Source organism: Lysinibacillus sp. FSL K6-0075 (assembly GCF_038592945.1).
GTDB lineage: Bacteria > Bacillota > Bacilli > Bacillales_A > Planococcaceae > Lysinibacillus > Lysinibacillus fusiformis_F.
This window is the reverse complement of record NZ_CP151947.1, coordinates 4,840,881-4,862,700: the sequence shown is the minus strand read 5'-3', so window position 1 is coordinate 4,862,700 and position 21,820 is coordinate 4,840,881. Positions and strand designations below refer to the sequence as shown.

Annotated in this window: 18 protein-coding genes and 1 other annotated feature; all 18 genes read left to right on the top strand. The window is 38.9% G+C overall.

Going from position 1 to position 21,820, the window contains the following annotated elements; translation table 11 throughout:
• Window positions 1-12 precede the first annotated feature (12 nt).
• The 18 genes from secE (at window position 13) to MHB65_RS24400 (ending at window position 21,806) form a co-directional block, all read left to right on the top strand.
• The gene (gene secE / locus MHB65_RS24485; protein WP_205446172.1) at window positions 13-198 is read left to right on the top strand and encodes a preprotein translocase subunit SecE; all 186 of its coding nucleotides are present in this window, start codon (window positions 13-15) and stop codon (window positions 196-198) included.
• A 352-nt stretch (window positions 199-550) separates the two neighbouring features.
• The gene (gene nusG / locus MHB65_RS24480) at window positions 551-1,084 is read left to right on the top strand and encodes a transcription termination/antitermination protein NusG (protein ID WP_004233590.1); all 534 of its coding nucleotides are present in this window, start codon (window positions 551-553) and stop codon (window positions 1,082-1,084) included.
• Between the two features lie 229 nt (window positions 1,085-1,313).
• On the top strand, window positions 1,314-1,739 hold the full coding sequence (rplK, locus tag MHB65_RS24475) for a 50S ribosomal protein L11 (RefSeq protein ID WP_004233593.1): 426 nt from the start codon (window positions 1,314-1,316) through the stop codon (window positions 1,737-1,739).
• A 116-nt stretch (window positions 1,740-1,855) separates the two neighbouring features.
• Entirely contained in the window at window positions 1,856-2,554 is a 699-nt protein-coding gene (gene rplA, locus MHB65_RS24470; RefSeq protein WP_205446171.1) for a 50S ribosomal protein L1, read from the top strand.
• Between the two features lie 53 nt (window positions 2,555-2,607).
• Window positions 2,608-2,753, top strand: a sequence feature (ribosomal protein L10 leader region).
• A gap of 32 nt (window positions 2,754-2,785) precedes the next feature.
• Entirely contained in the window at window positions 2,786-3,286 is a 501-nt protein-coding gene (gene rplJ, locus MHB65_RS24465; RefSeq protein ID WP_103119000.1) for a 50S ribosomal protein L10, read from the top strand.
• Between the two features lie 72 nt (window positions 3,287-3,358).
• On the top strand, window positions 3,359-3,718 hold the full coding sequence (rplL, locus tag MHB65_RS24460; protein ID WP_205446170.1) for a 50S ribosomal protein L7/L12: 360 nt from the start codon (window positions 3,359-3,361) through the stop codon (window positions 3,716-3,718).
• Between the two features lie 76 nt (window positions 3,719-3,794).
• A complete protein-coding gene (locus tag MHB65_RS24455; RefSeq protein ID WP_205446169.1) occupies window positions 3,795-4,397 on the top strand; it encodes a class I SAM-dependent methyltransferase in 603 nt (200 codons plus the stop codon).
• A 242-nt stretch (window positions 4,398-4,639) separates the two neighbouring features.
• Entirely contained in the window at window positions 4,640-8,215 is a 3,576-nt protein-coding gene (rpoB, locus tag MHB65_RS24450) for a DNA-directed RNA polymerase subunit beta (protein WP_205446168.1), read from the top strand.
• A gap of 203 nt (window positions 8,216-8,418) precedes the next feature.
• Window positions 8,419-12,102: a DNA-directed RNA polymerase subunit beta' gene (gene rpoC / locus MHB65_RS24445; RefSeq protein WP_205446167.1), complete on the top strand. Its 3,684-nt coding sequence runs from the start codon at window positions 8,419-8,421 to the stop codon at window positions 12,100-12,102.
• Window positions 12,103-12,239: 137 nt separating this feature from the next.
• The gene (locus MHB65_RS24440; protein WP_205446166.1) at window positions 12,240-12,488 is read left to right on the top strand and encodes a ribosomal L7Ae/L30e/S12e/Gadd45 family protein; all 249 of its coding nucleotides are present in this window, start codon (window positions 12,240-12,242) and stop codon (window positions 12,486-12,488) included.
• Between the two features lie 98 nt (window positions 12,489-12,586).
• Window positions 12,587-13,006: a 30S ribosomal protein S12 gene (rpsL, locus tag MHB65_RS24435; protein WP_010860613.1), complete on the top strand. Its 420-nt coding sequence runs from the start codon at window positions 12,587-12,589 to the stop codon at window positions 13,004-13,006.
• A 149-nt stretch (window positions 13,007-13,155) separates the two neighbouring features.
• A complete protein-coding gene (gene rpsG / locus MHB65_RS24430; protein WP_155593039.1) occupies window positions 13,156-13,626 on the top strand; it encodes a 30S ribosomal protein S7 in 471 nt (156 codons plus the stop codon).
• A gap of 80 nt (window positions 13,627-13,706) precedes the next feature.
• Complete coding sequence (fusA, locus tag MHB65_RS24425; RefSeq protein WP_205446165.1) at window positions 13,707-15,785, top strand: elongation factor G; 2,079 nt, start codon at window positions 13,707-13,709, stop codon at window positions 15,783-15,785.
• Window positions 15,786-15,921: 136 nt separating this feature from the next.
• The gene (gene tuf / locus MHB65_RS24420; RefSeq protein ID WP_004233614.1) at window positions 15,922-17,109 is read left to right on the top strand and encodes an elongation factor Tu; all 1,188 of its coding nucleotides are present in this window, start codon (window positions 15,922-15,924) and stop codon (window positions 17,107-17,109) included.
• 155 nt (window positions 17,110-17,264) lie between these two features.
• On the top strand, window positions 17,265-17,954 hold the full coding sequence (locus tag MHB65_RS24415; protein WP_342442027.1) for a response regulator transcription factor: 690 nt from the start codon (window positions 17,265-17,267) through the stop codon (window positions 17,952-17,954).
• A 5-nt stretch (window positions 17,955-17,959) separates the two neighbouring features.
• On the top strand, window positions 17,960-18,979 hold the full coding sequence (locus MHB65_RS24410) for a sensor histidine kinase (RefSeq protein WP_342442026.1): 1,020 nt from the start codon (window positions 17,960-17,962) through the stop codon (window positions 18,977-18,979).
• 96 nt (window positions 18,980-19,075) lie between these two features.
• Window positions 19,076-19,837, top strand: coding sequence for an ABC transporter ATP-binding protein (locus tag MHB65_RS24405; protein WP_342442025.1), 762 nt, complete (start codon window positions 19,076-19,078; stop codon window positions 19,835-19,837).
• On the top strand, window positions 19,827-21,806 hold the full coding sequence (locus MHB65_RS24400; RefSeq protein WP_342442024.1) for an ABC transporter permease: 1,980 nt from the start codon (window positions 19,827-19,829) through the stop codon (window positions 21,804-21,806). Before MHB65_RS24405 ends, MHB65_RS24400 begins: the two co-directional genes overlap by 11 nt.
• Window positions 21,807-21,820 lie beyond the last annotated feature (14 nt).

Below are 21,820 nucleotides of genomic sequence, written 5' to 3'. Positions count from 1 at the left end.
GGTTAAGCTAGAATGGGCAAGATCAAAGGCTTTTTCAGCGATGTAATGTCGGAAATGCGCAAAACAAGCTGGCCGAAAAGTAAAGAACTGACGAAATATACAGTCGTTGTAATTTCAACTGTTGTCATTATGGCTTTATTTTTTGTGTTAGTTGACTTAGGTATTTCATCATTATTCCGCTGGTACTTAGATTTATAATTTAGTAAATAGCATATTTTTGAAATAGCCCGTCCATTGCAATAACGGGTTTTTTCGTTTGTTTTATCTTCATTCAGCAGAAAACGCCATCTAATGGATCGATGAAGTGGGTGGAGTGAAGAGCAGAGCAGTAAATCTCCTCATTATGATAAATACTACTAGGAGAGTATGATAGTAGCGATAGATGACTATGCTAGTTTCGGTATATATCATCGAGCTTTCGCAAGCAATTAGCGAAAGCTATATTTTTCTAATGAGATGTTTGTGAAAAGAGTAAAAATGCATTGAGCTTATCGCGATTCATTTTCACTTTTATTTGTAAGGGAGGGACGGACGAGAAGTCCTAGTAGTTATGGAGAAAAATTGGTATGTTGTTCATACGTATTCAGGGTATGAAAACCGTGTAAAAGCAAACCTAGAGAAACGTGTAGAAACAATGGGAATGCAAGATAAAATCTTCCGTGTGATTGTTCCTGAGCATGAAGAAACAGAAATGAAAGATGGGAAAAAACGTACAATGATGCGTAAAGTTTTCCCTGGTTATGTGTTAGTAGAGTTAATCATGACAGATGACTCTTGGTATGTAGTTCGAAATACGCCTGGTGTTACGGGCTTTATCGGTTCGTCTGGTGGAGGAGCAAAACCAACACCTTTATTACCAGAAGAAGCGGATCGTCTACTGCAACAAATGGGTATGACTGATAAAGTTGTAGAAGTGGATATTACTGTTGGTGAAGCAGTGGAAGTATTAGAAGGGCCGTTTGCTCATTTCCAAGGGCGTGTTGAAGAAATTGACACAGAAAAAGGCAAAATAAAAGTGACGGTTGATATGTTTGGACGCGAAACAATTATGGAACTAGATTTCGAACAAGTTCAAAAGTTATAGTTCTAACAATAGAATGTTACATGCTGATTGGTAGATGTTTCGCAGATTTTGTTAATTACTACTTGCTTAAAAAAATTAAAAGTGGTATCATTTCATAGGTCAGACTGTCATACTTTTGTTTGACGTCTGTAATGATAATTTTAATGTTATCGGCAATTAGCTGACAGACAGATATTGAGTGGGAGGGGCAACCCAATTACCACATCACGGACTTAAGGAGGTGTGTCTCGTGGCTAAAAAAGTTATTAAAGTTGTAAAACTTCAAATCCCTGCTGGTAAAGCTAACCCAGCTCCACCGGTTGGTCCTGCATTAGGTCAAGCGGGTGTGAACATCATGGGATTCTGTAAAGAATTCAATGCGCGTACTGCTGATCAAGCTGGTCTTATTATTCCAGTTGAAATTTCAGTATTCGAAGATCGTTCTTTCACTTTCATTACAAAAACTCCACCTGCAGCAGTTCTACTTAAAGTAGCAGCTGGTATCCAATCTGGATCTGGTGAACCAAACCGTAAAAAAGTGGCAACGGTTAAACGTGATAAAGTTCGCGAAATCGCTGAAACTAAAATGCCAGACCTTAACGCTGCTTCAGTGGAAGCTGCTATGTTAATGGTTGAAGGTACTGCACGAAGCATGGGTATTGTTATCGAAGACTAATCCCATTTACTTGATGTTTTGTTTTTTGGAAGGTTGCGAAGTTTCTTTGTGAACACGCAACCTTTATTCGTGGGAGGTAAAATCCGCTATAACCACAATCAAGGAGGAAATATATAATGGCTAAAAAAGGTAAAAAACTGCAAGATGCAGTAAAGTTAATTGATCGTAACTCACTATACAATGCACAAGAAGCAATCGAACTTGCTCAAAAAACTAGCACAGTAAACTTCGACGCTACTGTAGAAGTTGCTTTCCGTTTAGGTATTGATACTCGTAAAAACGACCAACAAATCCGTGGTGCAGTAGTGCTACCAAACGGTACTGGTAAAACTCAACGCGTATTAGTATTCGCAAAAGGTGAAAAACTTAAAGAAGCTGAAGCAGCTGGTGCTGACTATGTAGGCGATGCAGAATACATCCAAAAAATCCAACAAGGTTGGTTTGACTTTGATGTAATCGTAGCAACTCCTGACATGATGGGCGAAGTTGGTAAACTTGGTCGTGTATTAGGACCTAAAGGTTTAATGCCAAACCCTAAAACTGGTACAGTTACTTTTGATGTAACAAAAGCTATCGAAGAAATCAAAGCTGGTAAAGTAGAATACCGTGCTGATAAAGCTGGTATTATCCACGCTCCTATCGGTAAAGTTTCTTTCTCAGCAGAAAAATTAGTAGAAAACTTCTTAGCTGTTTTTGACGTAGTGCAAAAAGCAAAACCTGCTGCAGCTAAAGGTACTTACATGAAATCTGTAAATATTACAACTACAATGGGTCCAGCTATTAAAGTTGACGCTTCTAACGTAGTAGTAAAATAATTTATATATATGTATTGACGATAGTGGCTATACGTGATAATATAGTTGCTGTTGTGAATTATCCATTTGTACCGTAGACAGTAGGAGTGACTTGTCACTTAATGTTCCTACCGAGGACATCGGAATTCAGATTCTTATTTAAAGATGATGACTTTCAGCCTCTGTGTCTATTTGACTCGGAGGCTTTTCTTTTGTCGGTATAAATGACCCATTCTAATAGGAGGTGTCATCATGAGCAAAGCAATCGAAAACAAACAAGTACAAGTTCAAGAGATTACTGAAAAATTCCAAGGCGCTGCTTCTGTAGTAGTTGTGGATTACCGTGGTCTTAATGTTGCACAAGTAACTGAGCTTCGTAAACAACTTCGTGAAGCTGGCGTTGAGTTCAAAGTTTACAAAAACACTTTAACTCGTCGTGCTGCTGAAGCTGCTGGCCTTGAAGGAATCAACGAAGTATTAGTTGGTCCTAACGCAATTGCGTTCTCAAATGAAGATGTTGTAGCTCCTGCTAAAATCATCAATGAGTTCGCTAAGAAAAACGAAGCTTTAGAAATTAAAGCGGGTATTATTGAAGGTACTATCTCTTCTGTTGAAGATGTTAAAGCACTTGCAGAACTTCCATCACGCGAAGGTCTACTTTCTATGCTTTTATCTGTACTTCAAGCTCCAGTGCGTAACTTCGCACTTGCAACAAAAGCTGTTGCAGAACAAAAAGAAGAACAAGGCGCGTAATTTAATACGCACTAAAACTTCTGCGGCATGACCGCAAAAAATAAAACATTATCCAATTAGGAGGAAATTATAATGAATAAAGAGCAAATCTTAGAAGCTATCAAAGCTATGACAGTTCTTGAATTAAACGATTTAGTAAAAGCTATCGAAGAAGAATTCGGTGTAACAGCTGCTGCTCCAGTAGCAGTAGTTGCTGGCGGTGCTGCTGCAGCTGAAGAAAAAACAGAATTTGACGTAGTATTAGCATCTGCTGGTGCAGAAAAAATCAAAGTAATCAAAGTGGTTCGTGAAATCACTGGTTTAGGTCTTAAAGAAGCTAAAGAAGTAGTAGATAACGCTCCTAAAGCTCTTAAAGAAGGCGTTTCTAAAGATGAAGCTGAAGCAATCAAAGTTAAACTTGAAGAAGTTGGCGCATCTGTAGAAGTTAAGTAATCTCGCGTTACTTTTTAACAAAAGGAAAGCTCGTCATTTTGGCGAGCTTTTTTCTTCATTCTGAGGAGGCGTGAAAATGTCAGATCACTATTATACAAGTAAGCCTCAAACTGAAAGTAAACCACGTCACTGGACATTCAAGTTACTAGGGCATACGTTTTCATTTGAAACGGATGCAGGTGTATTTAGTAAAAGCGAAGTAGATTTTGGATCCCGTGTTTTAATAGACGCTTTTCAAATGCCTGATATTGATGGTGCGATTTTTGATGTAGGTTGTGGATATGGGCCGATAGGGTTATCGATTGCCAAAACTAATCCAGATCGTACCGTTTTTATGATGGATATAAATGAACGTGCAGTTGCGCTTTCGCAAAAAAATGCGCAAGTGAACGGTGTTCAAAATGTGCGAATATTTGTGAGTGACGGCCTATCGATGGTTGATAAAGATGTAGAAGCAGCAGCTATCTTAACGAATCCACCAATTCGTGCGGGGAAGGAAACGATTTTCCGCTTTTACGATGGAGCTTACGATCGGCTAGTGTCTTCGGGTGAGCTTTGGATAGTCATTCAGAAGAAACAAGGAGCGCCATCGACAGTAAGTTACTTGGAAGAAAAGTTTTCAGAAGTCGATATTGTAGAAAAGAAAAAAGGGTACTGGATAGTACGCGCAAAAAAATAAATGAAATATGTATAATTTATTGACTTGACAAATCGGCTATGATAATATGATACAATGCAAAAATATTATTTTGAGGTCGTATGCCCTTTTTGTATAGAAATGTTTTAATATGGGTATACTTGCCAAGATAAGTTTAGTTAACCGAAAATGAGATCTTTTTGAAGACTCGTTTTCTTTTTGTCTTTCGAAATCATACACTATTTGTATGAATTTGCAAAGACCTAATATCGCTTTATTGAGGGGTGAATGAGTTGACAGGTCAACTAGTTCAGTACGGACAACACCGCCAGCGTAGAAGCTTTGCGCGTATTAAAGAGGTGCTTGAGCTTCCAAATCTGATTGAGATTCAAACGGCGTCTTACGAGTGGTTCCTTGAAGAAGGTTTACGTGAAATGTTCCGTGACATTTCGCCGATCGAGGACTTTACAGGTAATCTTTCATTAGAATTCATCGATTATTCATTAGGTGATCCTAAATATGATGTTGATGAATGTAAAGAGCGAGATGTTACTTACGCAGCTCCATTACGTGTGAAAGTACGTCTTTACAACAAAGAAACAGACGAAGTGAAAGAACAAGATGTCTTCATGGGTGATTTCCCGTTAATGACAGAAACAGGTACGTTCATTATCAACGGTGCTGAACGTGTTATCGTTTCACAATTAGTTCGTTCACCAAGTGTGTATTTCCATGATAAAACTGATAAAAACGGTAAAAAAGGTTTTGGAGCTACAGTAATTCCGAACCGCGGTGCTTGGCTAGAGTATGAAACTGATGCCAAAGACGTAGTTTATGTGCGAATTGATCGTACTCGTAAGCTACCAGTAACAGTGTTACTACGTGCGTTAGGTTTCGGTTCAGACCAAGAAATTATCGATATTATCGGTGATAACGAGTATTTACGTAATACGTTAGAAAAAGATAACTCTGAAAGTACAGAAAAAGCACTTTTAGAAATCTACGAACGTTTACGTCCAGGTGAGCCACCAACAGTAGAAAGTGCGAAAAGTTTATTATACTCTCGTTTCTTCGATGCAAAACGTTATGATTTAGCGAATGTTGGTCGCTACAAAATGAATAAAAAGCTTCACATTAAAAATCGTTTATTCAATCAAACGATTGCTGAAACGCTTGTAGATCCAGAAACAGGCGAAATTTTAGTAGAAAAAGGTACTGTACTAGATCGTCGTACTTTAGATAAAATCCTACCTTACCTAGAAGATTCATCAAAAGGTATTGGTTACCGCACTTTATCACAAGTCGGTGGAGTGCTTGAAGATGATGTAACCATCCAATCTATTAAGATTTATGCTCCAAAAGATGAAGCGCAAAAAGAAATTAATATCATTGGTAATGCGTACATTGATGAAGAAGTGAAGAATATTACTCCTGCTGATGTTTTATCTTCAGTAAGTTATTTCTTCAACTTACTTTACCAAGTAGGAGCAACAGATGATATTGACCATTTAGGTAACCGTCGCCTACGTTCTGTTGGTGAGTTACTACAAAACCAATTCCGTATTGGTTTGTCTCGTATGGAACGTGTAGTACGTGAGCGTATGTCAATTAACGACACAGCTGCAATCGTACCACAACAATTAATCAATATCCGTCCAGTGATTGCGTCAATTAAAGAGTTTTTCGGAAGCTCTCAATTATCACAATTCATGGACCAAACAAACCCATTAGCAGAGTTAACGCATAAACGTCGTTTATCTGCATTAGGTCCTGGTGGTTTAACGCGTGAACGTGCTGGTTTCGAAGTACGTGACGTTCACTACTCTCACTATGGTCGTATGTGTCCAATCGAGACACCAGAGGGTCCAAACATTGGTTTAATCAACTCATTATCTTCATTTGCCAAAGTAAATAAATTTGGTTTCATTGAGACACCTTATCGTCGTATTGATCACGAAACAGGTCGAGTGACTGAACAAATTGATTATTTAACAGCTGATGAAGAAGATAACTACTATGTAGCACAAGCAAATTCATCGTTAAATCCAGATGGTACTTTTGCTAATGATGAAGTTGTAGGTCGTTTCCGTGGGGATAACACTGTATTCAATAAAGCGCAAATGGACTACATGGATGTATCGCCTAAACAAGTTGTCTCTGCAGCGACTGCATGTATCCCGTTCTTAGAAAACGATGACTCGAACCGTGCACTTATGGGTGCCAACATGCAACGTCAAGCAGTTCCACTTCTTAACCCAGAAGCACCATTCGTTGGTACTGGTATGGAACATGTTGATGCGCGTGATTCAGGTGCAGCTGTAGTAGCGAAGTATGATGGTATTGTTGAGCATGTTGAAGCTCGTTCTATCCATGTTCGCCGCATTGAAGTTGTAGACGGCAAAGAGGTTAAAGGCGATTTAACAAAATATAAATTACAAAAGTTCATTCGTTCAAACCAAGGTACTTCATATAACCAACGTCCACTTGTAAAAGTTGGCGAACGTGTGAAGCCTCGTGATATATTAGCAGATGGTCCATCAATGGAAAAAGGCGAACTAGCTCTTGGACGTAACGTATTGGTTGCATTCATGACTTGGAACGGTTTTAACTATGAGGATGCTGTTATTATGAGTGAGCGCCTTGTAAAAGACGATGTCTATACATCTGTTCATATTGAAGAATATGAATCAGAGTCTCGTGATACAAAGCTTGGGCCTGAAGAAATCACTCGTGATATTCCTAACGTTGGGGAAGATGCACTTCGTAACCTAGACGAACGTGGAATCATCCGCATTGGTGCGGAAGTACGTGACGGTGATATTCTTGTAGGGAAAGTAACACCTAAAGGGGTTACAGAATTAACTGCTGAAGAGCGTTTATTACATGCAATCTTCGGTGAAAAGGCTCGTGAGGTTCGTGATACATCATTACGTGTACCACATGGTGCTGGCGGTATCATTCTTGATGTGAAAGTATTTAACCGTGAAGATGGCGATGAATTACCACCAGGTGTTAACCAATTAGTTCGTGCTTACATTGTTCAAAAACGTAAAATACGTGTTGGGGACAAAATGGCCGGACGTCATGGTAACAAAGGGGTTATCTCTCGTATCTTACCGGAAGAAGATATGCCGTTCATGCCAGATGGCACGCCTGTTGATATCATGTTAAATCCACTTGGTGTACCTTCTCGTATGAATATCGGACAAGTTTTAGAGTTACACTTAGGTATGGCTTCTCGCTACCTAGGCGTTCATATGGCAACACCAGTATTTGATGGAGCTAATGAAGAAGACGTTTGGGAAACAATGGAAGAAGCAGGGATGAACCGTGATGGTAAAACAATCCTGTATGATGGACGTTCTGGTGAACCATTTGATAACCGTGTATCTGTTGGGATCATGTACATGATCAAACTTGCTCACATGGTTGATGATAAACTTCACGCGCGTTCAACTGGCCCTTACTCACTTGTTACGCAACAACCACTTGGTGGTAAAGCGCAATTTGGTGGACAACGTTTTGGTGAGATGGAGGTATGGGCACTTGAAGCATACGGTGCTGCATATACACTTCAAGAAATCCTAACGGTTAAATCCGATGACGTTGTTGGTCGTGTGAAAACATATGAAGCCATCGTTAAAGGTGAAAGTGTACCAGAGCCAGGTGTTCCTGAGTCATTCAAAGTATTGATTAAAGAACTTCAATCTCTTGGTATGGATGTTAAGATGTTAACAGTTAATGATGAAGAAGTAGAGCTTCGCGATTTAGACGAAGAAGAAGATCTTCAACCAGCTGATGCACTTAACATTGCACCACAGCCAGATACAGAAGAAGAGCCAGTAGAGTCTTTTGAATAATGGAAACCCAAATTCACAATCGTGAATAAGGTCAAACTTATTTTTCAAATTAGCCGGGCAGGATTTAACGCCCTGCCTGGCTTTTTCTTTTAATAAATCATTCTATTTCTAATCCTTTGCCAAAGAAACAATTCTTTGCAAGCGATTATCGAGCTGCGTAAAAGAGTCTTTATAAAGACCTATACTAGAGGGAGGTAGGCTCCTTGATAGACGTTAATGAATTTGAATATATGAAAATCGGTTTAGCATCCCCTGACAAGATTCGTTCTTGGTCATATGGTGAGGTTAAAAAGCCTGAAACAATTAACTACCGTACATTAAAACCAGAAAAAGATGGTTTATTCTGTGAACGTATCTTTGGTCCAACTAAGGATTGGGAATGTCATTGTGGTAAATATAAACGTGTACGCTATAAAGGCGTCGTTTGTGACCGCTGTGGTGTTGAAGTAACACGCGCTAAAGTTCGTCGTGAACGTATGGGACATATCGAATTAGCAGCACCAGTTTCTCATATCTGGTACTTCAAAGGTATTCCTAGCCGTATGGGTCTAATTTTAGATATGTCACCTCGTGCCCTTGAAGAAGTTATTTATTTCGCTTCATACGTTGTGATTGATGCAGGTGCTACTAATTTAGAAAGTAAACAATTACTTTCTGAAAAAGAATACCGTGCATACCGTGAAAAATTCGGAAACACATTCGAAGCATCAATGGGTGCAGAAGCAATCAAAAAATTATTAGGCAAAATTGACCTAGAAGATGAAACACAATCTTTAAAAGAAGAGTTAAAGTCTGCTCAAGGTCAAAGACGTACTCGTGCCATTAAACGTCTAGAAGTTGTTGAATCTTTCCGTAACTCAGGAAACTCACCTGAATGGATGATTCTGGATGTGCTACCTGTTATTCCACCAGAGCTTCGTCCAATGGTGCAATTAGATGGTGGTCGTTTCGCGACTTCAGATTTAAACGATTTATACCGTCGTGTAATTAATCGTAATAACCGTTTAAAACGTTTATTAGATTTAGGTGCTCCAAGCATCATCGTACAAAACGAAAAACGTATGTTACAAGAAGCTGTTGATGCATTAATCGATAATGGTCGTCGCGGACGTCCTGTAACAGGTCCTGGTAACCGACCATTAAAATCACTTTCACATATGTTGAAAGGTAAACAAGGTCGTTTCCGTCAAAATCTACTTGGTAAACGTGTTGACTATTCTGGTCGTTCCGTTATCGTAGTAGGTCCAAACTTAAAAATGTACCAATGTGGTTTACCAAAAGAAATGGCTATCGAGTTATTTAAGCCATTCGTTATGAAAGAATTAGTAGAACGTGGTCTTGCTCATAACATTAAATCTGCTAAACGTAAAATCGAACGTTTAAACAACGACGTATGGGACGTTTTAGAAGATGTTATCCGTGAGCACCCAGTATTATTAAACCGTGCACCAACGCTTCACCGTCTTGGTATTCAAGCATTTGAACCAACACTAGTTGAAGGTCGTGCTATCCGTCTTCATCCATTAGTATGTACAGCCTACAACGCTGACTTCGATGGTGACCAAATGGCGGTTCACGTACCATTATCAGCAGAAGCTCAAGCAGAAGCTCGTCTTCTAATGCTTGCTGCACAAAACATCCTGAATCCAAAAGACGGTAAACCTGTTGTTACACCTTCTCAAGATATGGTATTAGGGAACTACTACTTAACTCTTGAACGTGAAGACGCACGCGGTGAGGGTACTGTTTTCTATGGTCCAAACGAAGTTTTAATTGCATATGATACAGGTCATGTACACTTGCATACACGTATCGCGATTAAAGCAAGTTCATTAAATAATCCAACATTCACGGAAGAACAAAATAATATGTTCTTACTAACAACTGTTGGTAAAGTAATCTTTAATGAAATCTTGCCAAAATCATTCCCTTATATTAATGAGCCAACTGATTTCAACTTAGAGCAAGTAACACCTGAAAAATACTTCGCTAAGTTAACAATTGATGAAGAAACACTAAAAGAGCTTGAATCAGATAGTGCTTATAATAACTTAGATGAAAAAGGGAAAATTGATGCACAACGTACAGCTGTATTGCGCAAATACTTTGCATCAGTCCCTGTTGTAAATCCATTCCGTAAGAAATTCCTAGGAAATATCATTGCTGAAGTATTTAAACGTTTCCACATTACTGAAACATCTAAAATGCTTGACCGTATGAAAAACCTAGGTTTCAAATATTCAACACGTGCGGGTATTACTGTAGGTGTATCTGATATCGTGGTATTACCTGATAAAGGTGAAATTTTAGCAGAAGCTCAAGAGAAAGTAGATAAAGTTCAAGCACAATTCCGTCGTGGTTTCATTACAGAGGATGAGCGCTATGATCGTGTAATCTCAAGCTGGAGTGCTGCAAAAGATGAAATTCAAGCGAAACTGATGAAGTCACTTGAGAAAACAAACCCAATTTTCATGATGTCTGATTCAGGTGCCCGTGGTAACGCATCTAACTTTACTCAGTTAGCTGGTATGCGTGGTCTGATGGCCAACCCGGCTGGTCGTATCATCGAACTTCCAATCAAATCTTCATTCCGTGAAGGTTTAACAGTATTAGAGTACTTCATCTCAACTCACGGTGCTCGTAAAGGTCTTGCCGATACAGCTCTAAAAACTGCCGATTCAGGTTACTTAACGCGTCGTCTTGTTGACGTTGCACAGGATGTTATTGTCCGTGAAGATGACTGTGGTACTGACCGTGGCTTAACGATTGGTGCATTAATGGAAGGCACAGAACTAATCGAGGCTCTAGATGAACGTATTGTTGGTCGTCATACGAAGAAAACAATCTTCCACCCTGAAACTGGTGAAGTTATTCTTGCAAAAGACGGTTTAATCGACCAAGATATCGCTCGTGTAATTATCGAGACTGGTATTGAAGAAGTGACAATCCGTTCAGCATTTACATGTAATACAAAGCATGGCGTATGTAAAAAATGTTACGGCATGAACTTGGCAACAGGTGAAAAGGTTGAAGTTGGGGAAGCTGTTGGTATTATTGCGGCTCAATCAATTGGTGAACCAGGTACACAATTAACAATGCGTACATTCCATACAGGTGGGGTTGCCGGAGATGATATTACACAAGGTCTTCCACGTATCCAAGAGATCTTTGAAGCACGTAATCCAAAAGGTCAATCTGTTATTTCAGAAATCGAAGGTACTGTTTCAGATATCACAGAAATTCGTGAAGGCTTAAAAGAAATTACTATTCAAGGTGACGTAGAAACTCGTAAATATCAAGCACCTTATAATGCACGTTTAAAAGTTATCGAAGGTGATAATGTAGAACGTGGTCAAGTTTTAACAGAGGGTTCTATCGATCCAAAACAATTGTTAAAAGTCAAAGACGTTTCAACTGTTCAAGAATATTTATTAAAAGAAGTTCAAAAAGTATACCGTATGCAAGGGGTAGAAATTGGTGATAAACATATCGAGGTAATGGTCCGCCAAATGCTTCGTAAAGTACGTGTAATTGAAGCTGGAGATACAGATTTATTACCAGGTTCATTACTAGATATCCACCAATTTGCAGAGGCAAACGCAGATGCTGTCATGAGTGGCAAAAATCCTGCAACTTGTCGTCCTGTTATCCTGGGTATTACAAAAGCTTCTCTTGAAACAGAATCATTCTTATCTGCAGCATCGTTCCAAGAAACAACACGTGTATTAACAGATGCAGCAATTAAAGGTAAACGTGATGAGCTTCTTGGATTAAAAGAGAACGTAATTATCGGTAAACTTGTTCCGGCAGGTACTGGTATGCAACGTTACCGTCAAATCCGCATCGAAAAAGATGAGCTTGACACAGAAGGCGTTTCTGCTGAATAGACATTAAAATAGGACCGAAGAGATGGAATTCCACCGTCTCTTCGGACTTTTTAAAGATATTAGTTGACAGTGTAAATGAGTAATGATAATATATTGAAGGTTGATAGTTAACTGTCTGTACTTCGGAGGATATGAAAATGTCTTATGATAGAGTAAGGGCTAGTCAAACAATCATAGGTACAAAGCAAGCAGTAAAAGCAATGCAAGCCGGTTCAGTGAAAGAACTTCTTGTGGCACTTGATGCAGACAATTGGGTAACCGATTCGGCCATATCTTTCGCGAGAGAAATCGGTATACCAGTTATTCTTGTTGAGTCAAAAAAGGAACTGGGCAAGGCCTGTGGAATCCATGTTGGAGCTGCGGTAGTTGCAATTACTGTAGAGTAGTTTTTGTGTATTAAACACAAAGACTTTGTTTTTACCCAAAAAATGAACCACCTGGATGTGTGGTATTAACAAGGAATAAATGAAGGGAGGAAATATCGATGCCTACAATTAACCAATTAGTACGTAAGCCTCGTCAATCTAAAATCACGAAATCAAAATCACCAGCGTTAAACAAAGGATATAACTCATTTAAAAAATCTTTAACTGATGTTAAATCACCACAAAAACGCGGTGTTTGTACTCGTGTTGGTACAATGACACCTCGTAAACCGAACTCAGCGTTACGTAAATACGCTCGTGTACGTTTAACTAACCAAATTGAGGTTACAGCTTATATCCCAGGTGAAGGCCACAACTTACAAGAGCACAGTGTTGTTCTTATCCGTGGCGGACGCGTAAAAGACTTAGCGGGTGTTCGTTACCATATCGTACGTGGAGCTCTTGATACAGCTGGTGTAAACGGTCGTTTACAATCACGTTCTAAATACGGAACAAAACGCCCTAAAGAAAAAAAATAATTTAACGTTAGATAACGTTATTTAATACCGAGCCTCATACTAATTGTCACAAATATCGAATCTTGCTAGCAGATTTGATATTTGATCGACAAATACGATAAGGCCAACTTTATAAAATAATCGATAACTATTCGAAAGGAGGAAAACACATGCCTCGTAAAGGTCCTGTTTCCAAACGTGACGTGTTACCAGATCCAATTTATAGTTCAAAACTAGTAACTCGTTTAATCAATAAAATGATGGTTGATGGTAAAAGAGGTACTTCTCAAAAGATTTTATACGGTGCGTTCGAACTTGTTAAAGAACGTTCTGGTGAAAATCCAATTGAAGTATTCGAAGCTGCTCTAAATAACGTAATGCCAGTTCTTGAAGTTCGCGCTCGCCGTGTTGGTGGTTCTAACTACCAAGTACCGGTTGAAGTACGTCCAGAACGTCGTACAACTTTAGGTCTTCGTTACCTAGTTAACTACTCTCGTCTTCGTGGTGAAAAAACTATGGAAGAACGTTTAGCTAACGAAATTCTTGATGCTTCTAACAACACTGGTGCATCAGTTAAGAAACGTGAAGACATGCACAAAATGGCAGAAGCGAACAAAGCATTCGCTCACTACCGTTGGTAATTTAGCCTATGTGTTAGCTAACAGGCTAACACAAGGTCTCTTATACAGTCTTTACCCCAATATGGAAGGAGAAATTTCCTATGAAACGCGAATTCTCACTTGAGAATACTCGTAATATTGGGATCATGGCTCACATTGATGCTGGTAAAACAACAACAACTGAGCGTATCCTTTATTACACTGGTAAGATTCACAAAATCGGTGAAACTCATGAAGGCGCTTCTCAAATGGACTGGATGGAGCAAGAGCAAGAACGTGGTATTACAATCACTTCTGCTGCAACAACAGCCCAATGGGCAGGCCACCGTGTAAACATCATTGATACTCCTGGACACGTAGACTTCACTGTAGAAGTTGAACGTTCATTACGCGTACTTGACGGTGCTGTTACAGTATTAGATGCTCAATCTGGTGTTGAGCCTCAAACTGAAACTGTATGGCGTCAAGCTACAACTTATGGTGTTCCACGTATTGTATTCATTAATAAAATGGATAAAACAGGAGCAGATTTCTTATATTCTGTAGGAACTCTACATGATCGTTTACAAGCAAACGCTCACCCTATCCAATTACCTATCGGAGCTGAAGATCAGTTCTCTGCAATCATCGACCTAGTTGAGATGAAAGCTACTTTCTATGGCGACGAAAAAGGTACAGCAGTAACTGAAGGAGAAATTCCTGAAGAATACCGCGAACAAGCTGAAGAATACCGTGAAAAACTAATCGATGCTGTTGCAAGTGTTGATGAAGAAATCATGGAAAAATATTTAGAAGGCGAAGAAATTACTGTTGCGGAACTTAAAGCGGCAATCCGTCGTGCTACAATCGCAGTAGAATTCTACCCAGTAATCTGTGGTACAGCATTCAAACACAAAGGCGTACGTCCAATGTTAAATGCTGTTATCGATTACTTACCATCTCCAGTTGATGTACCAGCAATCAAAGGTACTTCAGTAGATGGTGACGAAGAGTTAGAACGTAAATCTTCTGATGAAGAGCCATTCTCAGCTCTTGCATTCAAAGTTATGACTGACCCATTCGTAGGTAAATTAACTTTCTTCCGTGTGTACTCTGGAACATTAGATTCAGGTTCATACGTGCAAAACTCTTCTAAAGGTAAACGTGAGCGTGTAGGTCGTATCCTACAAATGCACGCTAACTCTCGTGAAGAGATTTCAAAAGTATTTGCTGGGGATATCGCAGCAGCAGTAGGTCTTAAAGACACTACTACTGGTGATACTCTTTGTGACGAGAAGAACCTAGTTATTCTTGAATCAATGGAGTTCCCTGAGCCAGTAATTTCTCTTTCTGTAGAACCAAAATCAAAAGCTGACCAAGATAAAATGGGTCAAGCTTTACAAAAACTTCAAGAAGAGGATCCAACTTTCCGTGCTCATACTGACACAGAAACTGGACAAACAATCATCTCAGGTATGGGTGAACTTCACCTTGATATCTTAGTTGACCGTATGCGCCGTGAATTTAAAGTAGAAGCTAACGTAGGTGCTCCAATGGTATCTTACCGTGAAACATTCCGTAGCTCTGCAAAAGTTCAAGGTAAATTCACTCGCCAATCTGGTGGTCGTGGACAATACGGAGACGTAACGATTGAGTTCTCTCCAAATGAAGAAGGTAAAGGATTTGAATTCGAAAACGCTATCGTTGGTGGTGTAATACCTCGTGAATACATCCCTGCAGTTGAAGCAGGTCTTCGTGACTCTCTTGACCGCGGTGTAGTAGCTGGTTACCCTCTAATCGACATTAAAGCGAAATTAGTATTCGGTTCTTACCATGACGTTGACTCGAATGAGATGGCGTTCAAAATTGCTGCATCTATGGCTCTTAAAGAAGCTTCGAAACTATGTGACGCTGTTATCTTAGAACCAATGATGAAAGTAGAAGTTGTAATTCCAGAAGAATACCTTGGCGATATTATGGGTAACATTACTTCTCGTCGCGGACGCGTTGAGGGTATGGATGCTCGTGGTAACTCACAAGTTGTTCGTGCAATGGTTCCTTTAGCAGAAATGTTTGGTTATGCAACAACACTTCGTTCTGCAACACAAGGTCGTGGTGTATTCTCAATGACATTCGATCATTATGAAGAAGTACCAAAATCAATTGCTGCTGAAATCATCAAAAAAAATAAAGGTGAATAATTGAATTTTCATCTTGCATAAAGTATAACTAATTTGTAAGCTATGATTGCAGGATAGGGGATGGGCCCGTTCTCTGTCGGCATTCATTCTATAAATTTCAAAAATAAAACATATAATTTTGAGGAGGCAATCTCTAATGGCTAAAGAAAAATTTGACCGTTCTAAAACGCATGCTAACATTGGTACAATCGGACACGTTGACCATGGTAAAACTACTTTAACTGCTGCAATCGCTACAGTTCTTTCTAAAAAAATGGGTGGTACAGCTAAATCATACGCTGACATCGATAACGCTCCAGAAGAAAAAGAGCGTGGTATCACAATCAACACTTCTCACGTAGAATATGAAACAGAAACTCGTCACTATGCACACGTTGACTGCCCAGGACACGCTGACTATGTTAAAAACATGATCACTGGTGCTGCACAAATGGACGGCGGTATCTTAGTAGTATCTGCTGCTGATGGCCCAATGCCACAAACTCGTGAGCACATCCTTTTATCTCGTCAAGTAGGTGTTCCATACTTAGTAGTATTCATGAACAAATGTGATATGGTTGATGACGAAGAATTATTAGAATTAGTAGAAATGGAAATCCGTGATCTACTATCTGAATATGACTTCCCAGGTGACGATATTCCTGTAATTAAAGGTTCTGCTCTTAAAGCTCTTGAAGGTGAACCAGAATGGGAAGAAAAAATCGTTGAATTAATGGACGCTGTAGATTCTTACATCCCAACTCCAGAACGTCAAACTGACAAACCATTCATGATGCCAGTAGAGGACGTATTCTCTATCACTGGTCGTGGTACAGTTGCAACTGGCCGTGTTGAACGTGGTCAAGTTAAAGTTGGTGACGTAGTTGAAATCATCGGTATCGCTGAAGAAGCAAAATCTACTACTGTAACTGGTGTAGAAATGTTCCGTAAATTATTAGACTATGCTGAAGCTGGTGACAACATCGGTGCTTTACTACGTGGTGTTGCTCGTGAAGAAATCCAACGTGGTCAAGTATTAGCTAAACCAGGTTCAATTACTCCACACACTAACTTCAAAGCTGAAGTTTACGTTTTATCAAAAGAAGAGGGTGGCCGTCATACTCCATTCTTCTCTAACTACCGTCCTCAGTTCTACTTCCGTACAACTGACGTAACAGGTATCTGTAACTTACCAGAAGGCGTTGAAATGGTAATGCCTGGTGATAACATCGAAATGACAGTTGAACTTATCGCTCCAATCGCTCTTGAAGAAGGTACTAAATTCTCTATCCGTGAGGGTGGCCGTACTGTAGGCGCTGGCGTAGTTGCTTCTATCCAAAAATAATTTTAGCTTTCGCTAATTTTCAAACCAATCTGTAGGGACGCTTACAGATTGGTTTTTTGTGTTAAAATAAGGGATATTAAATGGTTTTAAATAGTGTATGTATACATAATAGCTAGCATGTCATCTAGGATAAATAAAGGAGAGGAGAATTGAATATGGACATGAAAATCTTGCTCATTGAAGATGATCCATCAATTTTTAATATGATTCAAGAACGTTTTGCACAATGGTCATTACAAGTGGTTGGTCCAAAAAACTTTCAAAAGGTGATGGATGATTTTATAGAGGAGAAACCACATCTTGTGCTGATTGATATTCAATTACCTGCCTATGATGGCTTTCATTGGTGTCGAGAAATTCGTCATTTATCCAAAGTACCCATCCTGTTTCTCTCTTCTCGAGACCATCCAATGGATATGGTGATGGCTATGCAAATGGGAGCAGATGATTTTATACAAAAGCCATTCCATATGGAAGTGCTACTTGCGAAAGCACAGGCGATTTTACGAAGAACCTATGACTATGTTGAAGAGAAAATGGACGTTACACGTTTTAATAGTGCCGTTATTGATTATACAAGAAGTGAGATTATGTTTGATGGAGTCACTGCGTCCTTAACGAAAAATGAGCTTTTCATTTTACGAATTTTAGTAGAACAGGTTAATCAGATTGTTTCAAGAGACGAATTAATGAGAAAGCTTTGGGATGATGAACGTTTTGTTAATGATAATACTTTGTCGGTAAATGTTAATCGATTACGTACAAAACTAGAGGATATTGGTTTACCCGAAGTGATTCTAACAAAAAAAGGACTTGGATATATGGCAGTCAGCCAGGGGACGTGAAAAACATGCTATTATTATTTATAAGAGAACGCTTTGCATGGATCGGTTATTTCATTTTCATATTTACACTTCTAAATGTACTATTTTCTTTAGATGTTGGTTTAAATAGTATTTCAATATGGTATGTAAACATTAGTTTGCTTGTTAGTTTTACGCTCTTTTTTATCTGGCGTTATGTCACTGAAGTTGGGAAATTAAAAGATTTCCTGGGAAATATGGACGGCTACCACCTTGATGAAGCACATAAAAATCGACTCGTTTTAACTCCTTTTCAGGAAGCAAGTTTTCGAAAAATAGAAAGAGTCTTTTATGAGAAGAACATGGAGTTAAATCAAGCTAAAGTGCTGCTACAAGAGTATTCAGATGAGTTGTTGGCTTGGGTTCATGAAGTAAAGGCCCCTTTAACAACTATTAATTTATTGTTAGAGCATGTTGAGGATATATCATTGCGTCGAAAATTAGAGAATGAATGGCTGAGACTACATCTTTTAGTCGATCAACAGCTACATCAAACAAGATTAGCCTCTATTGAAAAGGACAACTATTTAAATGAGGTTGAGCTGAAACCGATTGTCTATAAAGAAATTAGGGGTATGCAGGCTTGGTGTATTGAAAAAGGCATTGGCTTTGAAGTCGCTGAGCTTACAGAGACAGTTCTGACTGATGGCAAGTGGCTGGCGTTTATTGTTCGACAAATTCTCTCGAATGCCATAAAGTATAGTCCAGCAAATTCTGAGGTCACAATTTTTACTGAACATGACCCAACAGGTGCGACATTATTACATATAAAAGATGTAGGTTTAGGTATTCCTTTAGAGGATTTACCTCGAATTTTTCAAAAATCATATACGGGAACAGCAGGGAGAGAATCCTCACAATCTACAGGTATGGGTCTTTATTTGGCATCTAATGTAGCTCGAAAAATCGGTATTCGTATTTATGTTCAATCGAATGTTGGAGAAGGCTCATTATTTACACTACGTTTTCCCTTACAAAATGAATATGTCAAACTAACAGGTAGATGACGAAATTGTCACCTACCTTTTTATATTGTCATGTAAAACGCACGAATGATTAGATGTGTCAGGGTACACTTGAACTATAGAAAGGGGTGTTATCAAGTGACAGTTTTAATTGGTCGTAAAATAAAGAAAGTGTATGGAAAAAAATCAACGGCTCAAGAGGTATTAAAGGGTATTGATTTAGAAGTGAATAAAGGTGAATTTGTAGGCATTATGGGCCCTTCTGGTTCAGGTAAAACCACGCTTTTAAATGTCTTATGCTCAATTGACTTTGCGACAGAAGGTGTTATTGAGATAAACGGTCACAGTTTACGTGGTATGAAAGAAAAAGCTTTAGCAAACTTCCGACGAGAGCAGTTGGGATTCATATTTCAAGACTATAACTTACTAGATACCCTCACAGTAAAGGAAAATATCCTTCTGCCATTAGCTATCAGTAAGTTACCGAAAGCTGTTGCGGAAAGTCGAGTGAAGGAGCTCACTGCTTTGCTTGGAATTACGGAAATTTTAAATAAATACCCCAACGAAATATCAGGTGGACAAAAACAGCGTACCTCTGCTGCACGTGCACTTATTACCAATCCATCATTGGTATTTGCAGACGAACCCACTGGTGCATTAGATTCTAAATCAGCCACAGCCCTTCTTCAAAATCTACAAAATATTAATGAAACAAAAGAGGCAACAATTATGATGGTTACACATGATGCTGTAGCTGCAAGCTTCTGTACACGTGTTTTATTTCTAAAGGATGGGCTTATCTATAGTGAACTTTATAAGGGCGATAAAACAAGGCAGGCCTTTTTCCAAGAAATTATGCATACACAAAGTGTGCTAGGCGGTGACGGGTATGAGTCTTAGTAAGCTAGTGCTTCAAAGTATGAAGAAAAATATGAAGCACTACTATCTGTATTTCTTTGCACTTATTTTTAGTGTTACATTATATTTTTCTTTCGTCACATTGCAAAATAATTCTGAAGTGTGGGCTGCTGTTCAAATGAGTGGAACGGCTGCGGCAGGATTTAAAGCAGCCACTTATATTCTCTATTTTATCGTTTTGTTCTTCGTTCTGTATGCAAATCATTTATTTATGAAGCGTCGAAGTAAGGAAATAGGCTTGTATCAATTGATTGGTATGACTAAGGGGCTAATCGTGCGCTTATTAGCGATTGAAAACATCCTCTTATTTGTTGGAGCCGTTATTATAGGTATGTTGGCTGGCTTCTTTAGCTCTCGTGTGTTTGCCATGATTTTGCTACGTATACTTGAAAAAGAGGCTCTTGTAACCATGACCTTTAGTACACAAGCTTTACAGCAGTCGATGATTGTATTTGCTATTTTATTGATCATCGTTCTTATACAGATGGCCTGGATGATTCATCGCGTTTCATTGTTATCACTATTTAGCGCAGCAAAACAAGCAGATGAGCGTGTGAGACGTTTTAGTGCATTACAGATGGTTATTGGCTTTATGGGTCTTATACTGATTGTTTATGGCTACTATGCGTCTACAAAGCTGTTTGATATCGAATCTGCTGGTAATTTATTTATTAATATGATTATTATTTTAGCTACTACAATAGGTGGAACATTCCTTGTTTTTCGTTTCTCTGTAGCATTTATTATGAATACTATTCGCCTAAAGAAAAAAGGGCATCTATCCATCCGAGATGTATTAGCATTAACACCCATAATGCACCGCATGAAGAGCAATGCAAAGTCATTAACGCTGATCACCGTGTTAACGGGCGTTTCTCTAGGTGTGACGACGCTGTCCTATATTGCCTACTATTCCTCAGAGGCATCTGCATATAGCCAAGTACCTGGTGATTTCATATTGCTTGAAGAGCAGGGGCATTCATTCTTAGAGGAGTTAGAGGAAAATAACATTGCCTATGATAAAATAGACTATCGTTTGCAGGGAGTAACTGCTTCTGTAGGTCAATTGATGTCTAAAAAGCAGCAGGATAACCCTTTATATACGATGGAGGGGACAATCTATACCATTCCCCTTTCTGATTATCAGCAAAGTGTTCCAGAAGCCAAGTTATCGGGCAACGAGGTTATCCTAACAAACTATGGTGGTTATATGGCTGAGATGTTCCCGTTAGAGAAAGATCATGATTTAGTAGTATCTGCAGGAGAACTTGAAGAAACATTTCATGTCGTTGATGTTCATGATAAGAGTGTTATAAGTGGTATTGTAACGGCTGGGGGCGGGGGACCTATCTTTGTTGTGACAGATGATATGTTTAAAAGTTTAACTACGCAAGCAGCGCTTTATCCTTGGCATCATCAAACGACGATTACTTTAAAATCGAATGAAGATATAGCAGCAGCAGAGAAATTATATATTCAATCAAATGCAGGCATTATTATGGCTGTAGATGATAAGGGGAAAACACAGCAATATACACAATCATCCTACGAAGGAAAACGTAAAGACAATATTGAATCATTAGGTCTTACAATATTTACAACAGCATTTTTAGGATTAGCATTCTTAATGACAACAGGTAGTATTCTATACTTTAAACAAATGTCTGAGGCAGAGGAAGAACGTGGTTCCTATACAATCCTCCGAAAGATTGGATTTGCCGAAAAAGATATCATGAAGGGTATTTATATGAAGCAAGCCTTTAATTTCGGAGTTCCATTAGTTATTGGGTTATTGCATAGCTACTTTGCTGTTAAGTCAGGGTGGTTTTTATTCGGGACAGAGTTAACAGCTCCCTTGTGGATTGCAATGTGCTGTTATATAGCCTTATATACGATTTTTGCGATTCTTTCGGTAGGCTATTATAAAAAAGTTGTACGTGAATCGTTGTAATATTATATAAGTAG

Excerpts from the sequence above, each read along its gene's own strand:
- secE (WP_205446172.1), top strand. The coding sequence starts at position 13 with ATGGGCAAGATCAAAGGCTTTTTCAGCGATGTAATGTCGGAAATGCGC.
- nusG (WP_004233590.1), top strand. The coding sequence starts at position 551 with ATGGAGAAAAATTGGTATGTTGTTCATACGTATTCAGGGTATGAAAAC.
- rplA (WP_205446171.1), top strand. The coding sequence starts at position 1,856 with ATGGCTAAAAAAGGTAAAAAACTGCAAGATGCAGTAAAGTTAATTGAT.
- rplJ (WP_103119000.1), top strand. The coding sequence starts at position 2,786 with ATGAGCAAAGCAATCGAAAACAAACAAGTACAAGTTCAAGAGATTACT.
- rplL (WP_205446170.1), top strand. The coding sequence starts at position 3,359 with ATGAATAAAGAGCAAATCTTAGAAGCTATCAAAGCTATGACAGTTCTT.
- MHB65_RS24455 (WP_205446169.1), top strand. The coding sequence starts at position 3,795 with ATGTCAGATCACTATTATACAAGTAAGCCTCAAACTGAAAGTAAACCA.
- MHB65_RS24440 (WP_205446166.1), top strand. The coding sequence starts at position 12,240 with ATGTCTTATGATAGAGTAAGGGCTAGTCAAACAATCATAGGTACAAAG.
- rpsL (WP_010860613.1), top strand. The coding sequence starts at position 12,587 with ATGCCTACAATTAACCAATTAGTACGTAAGCCTCGTCAATCTAAAATC.
- rpsG (WP_155593039.1), top strand. The coding sequence starts at position 13,156 with ATGCCTCGTAAAGGTCCTGTTTCCAAACGTGACGTGTTACCAGATCCA.
- fusA (WP_205446165.1), top strand. The coding sequence starts at position 13,707 with ATGAAACGCGAATTCTCACTTGAGAATACTCGTAATATTGGGATCATG.
- tuf (WP_004233614.1), top strand. The coding sequence starts at position 15,922 with ATGGCTAAAGAAAAATTTGACCGTTCTAAAACGCATGCTAACATTGGT.
- MHB65_RS24415 (WP_342442027.1), top strand. The coding sequence starts at position 17,265 with ATGGACATGAAAATCTTGCTCATTGAAGATGATCCATCAATTTTTAAT.
- MHB65_RS24410 (WP_342442026.1), top strand. The coding sequence starts at position 17,960 with ATGCTATTATTATTTATAAGAGAACGCTTTGCATGGATCGGTTATTTC.
- MHB65_RS24400 (WP_342442024.1), top strand. The coding sequence starts at position 19,827 with ATGAGTCTTAGTAAGCTAGTGCTTCAAAGTATGAAGAAAAATATGAAG.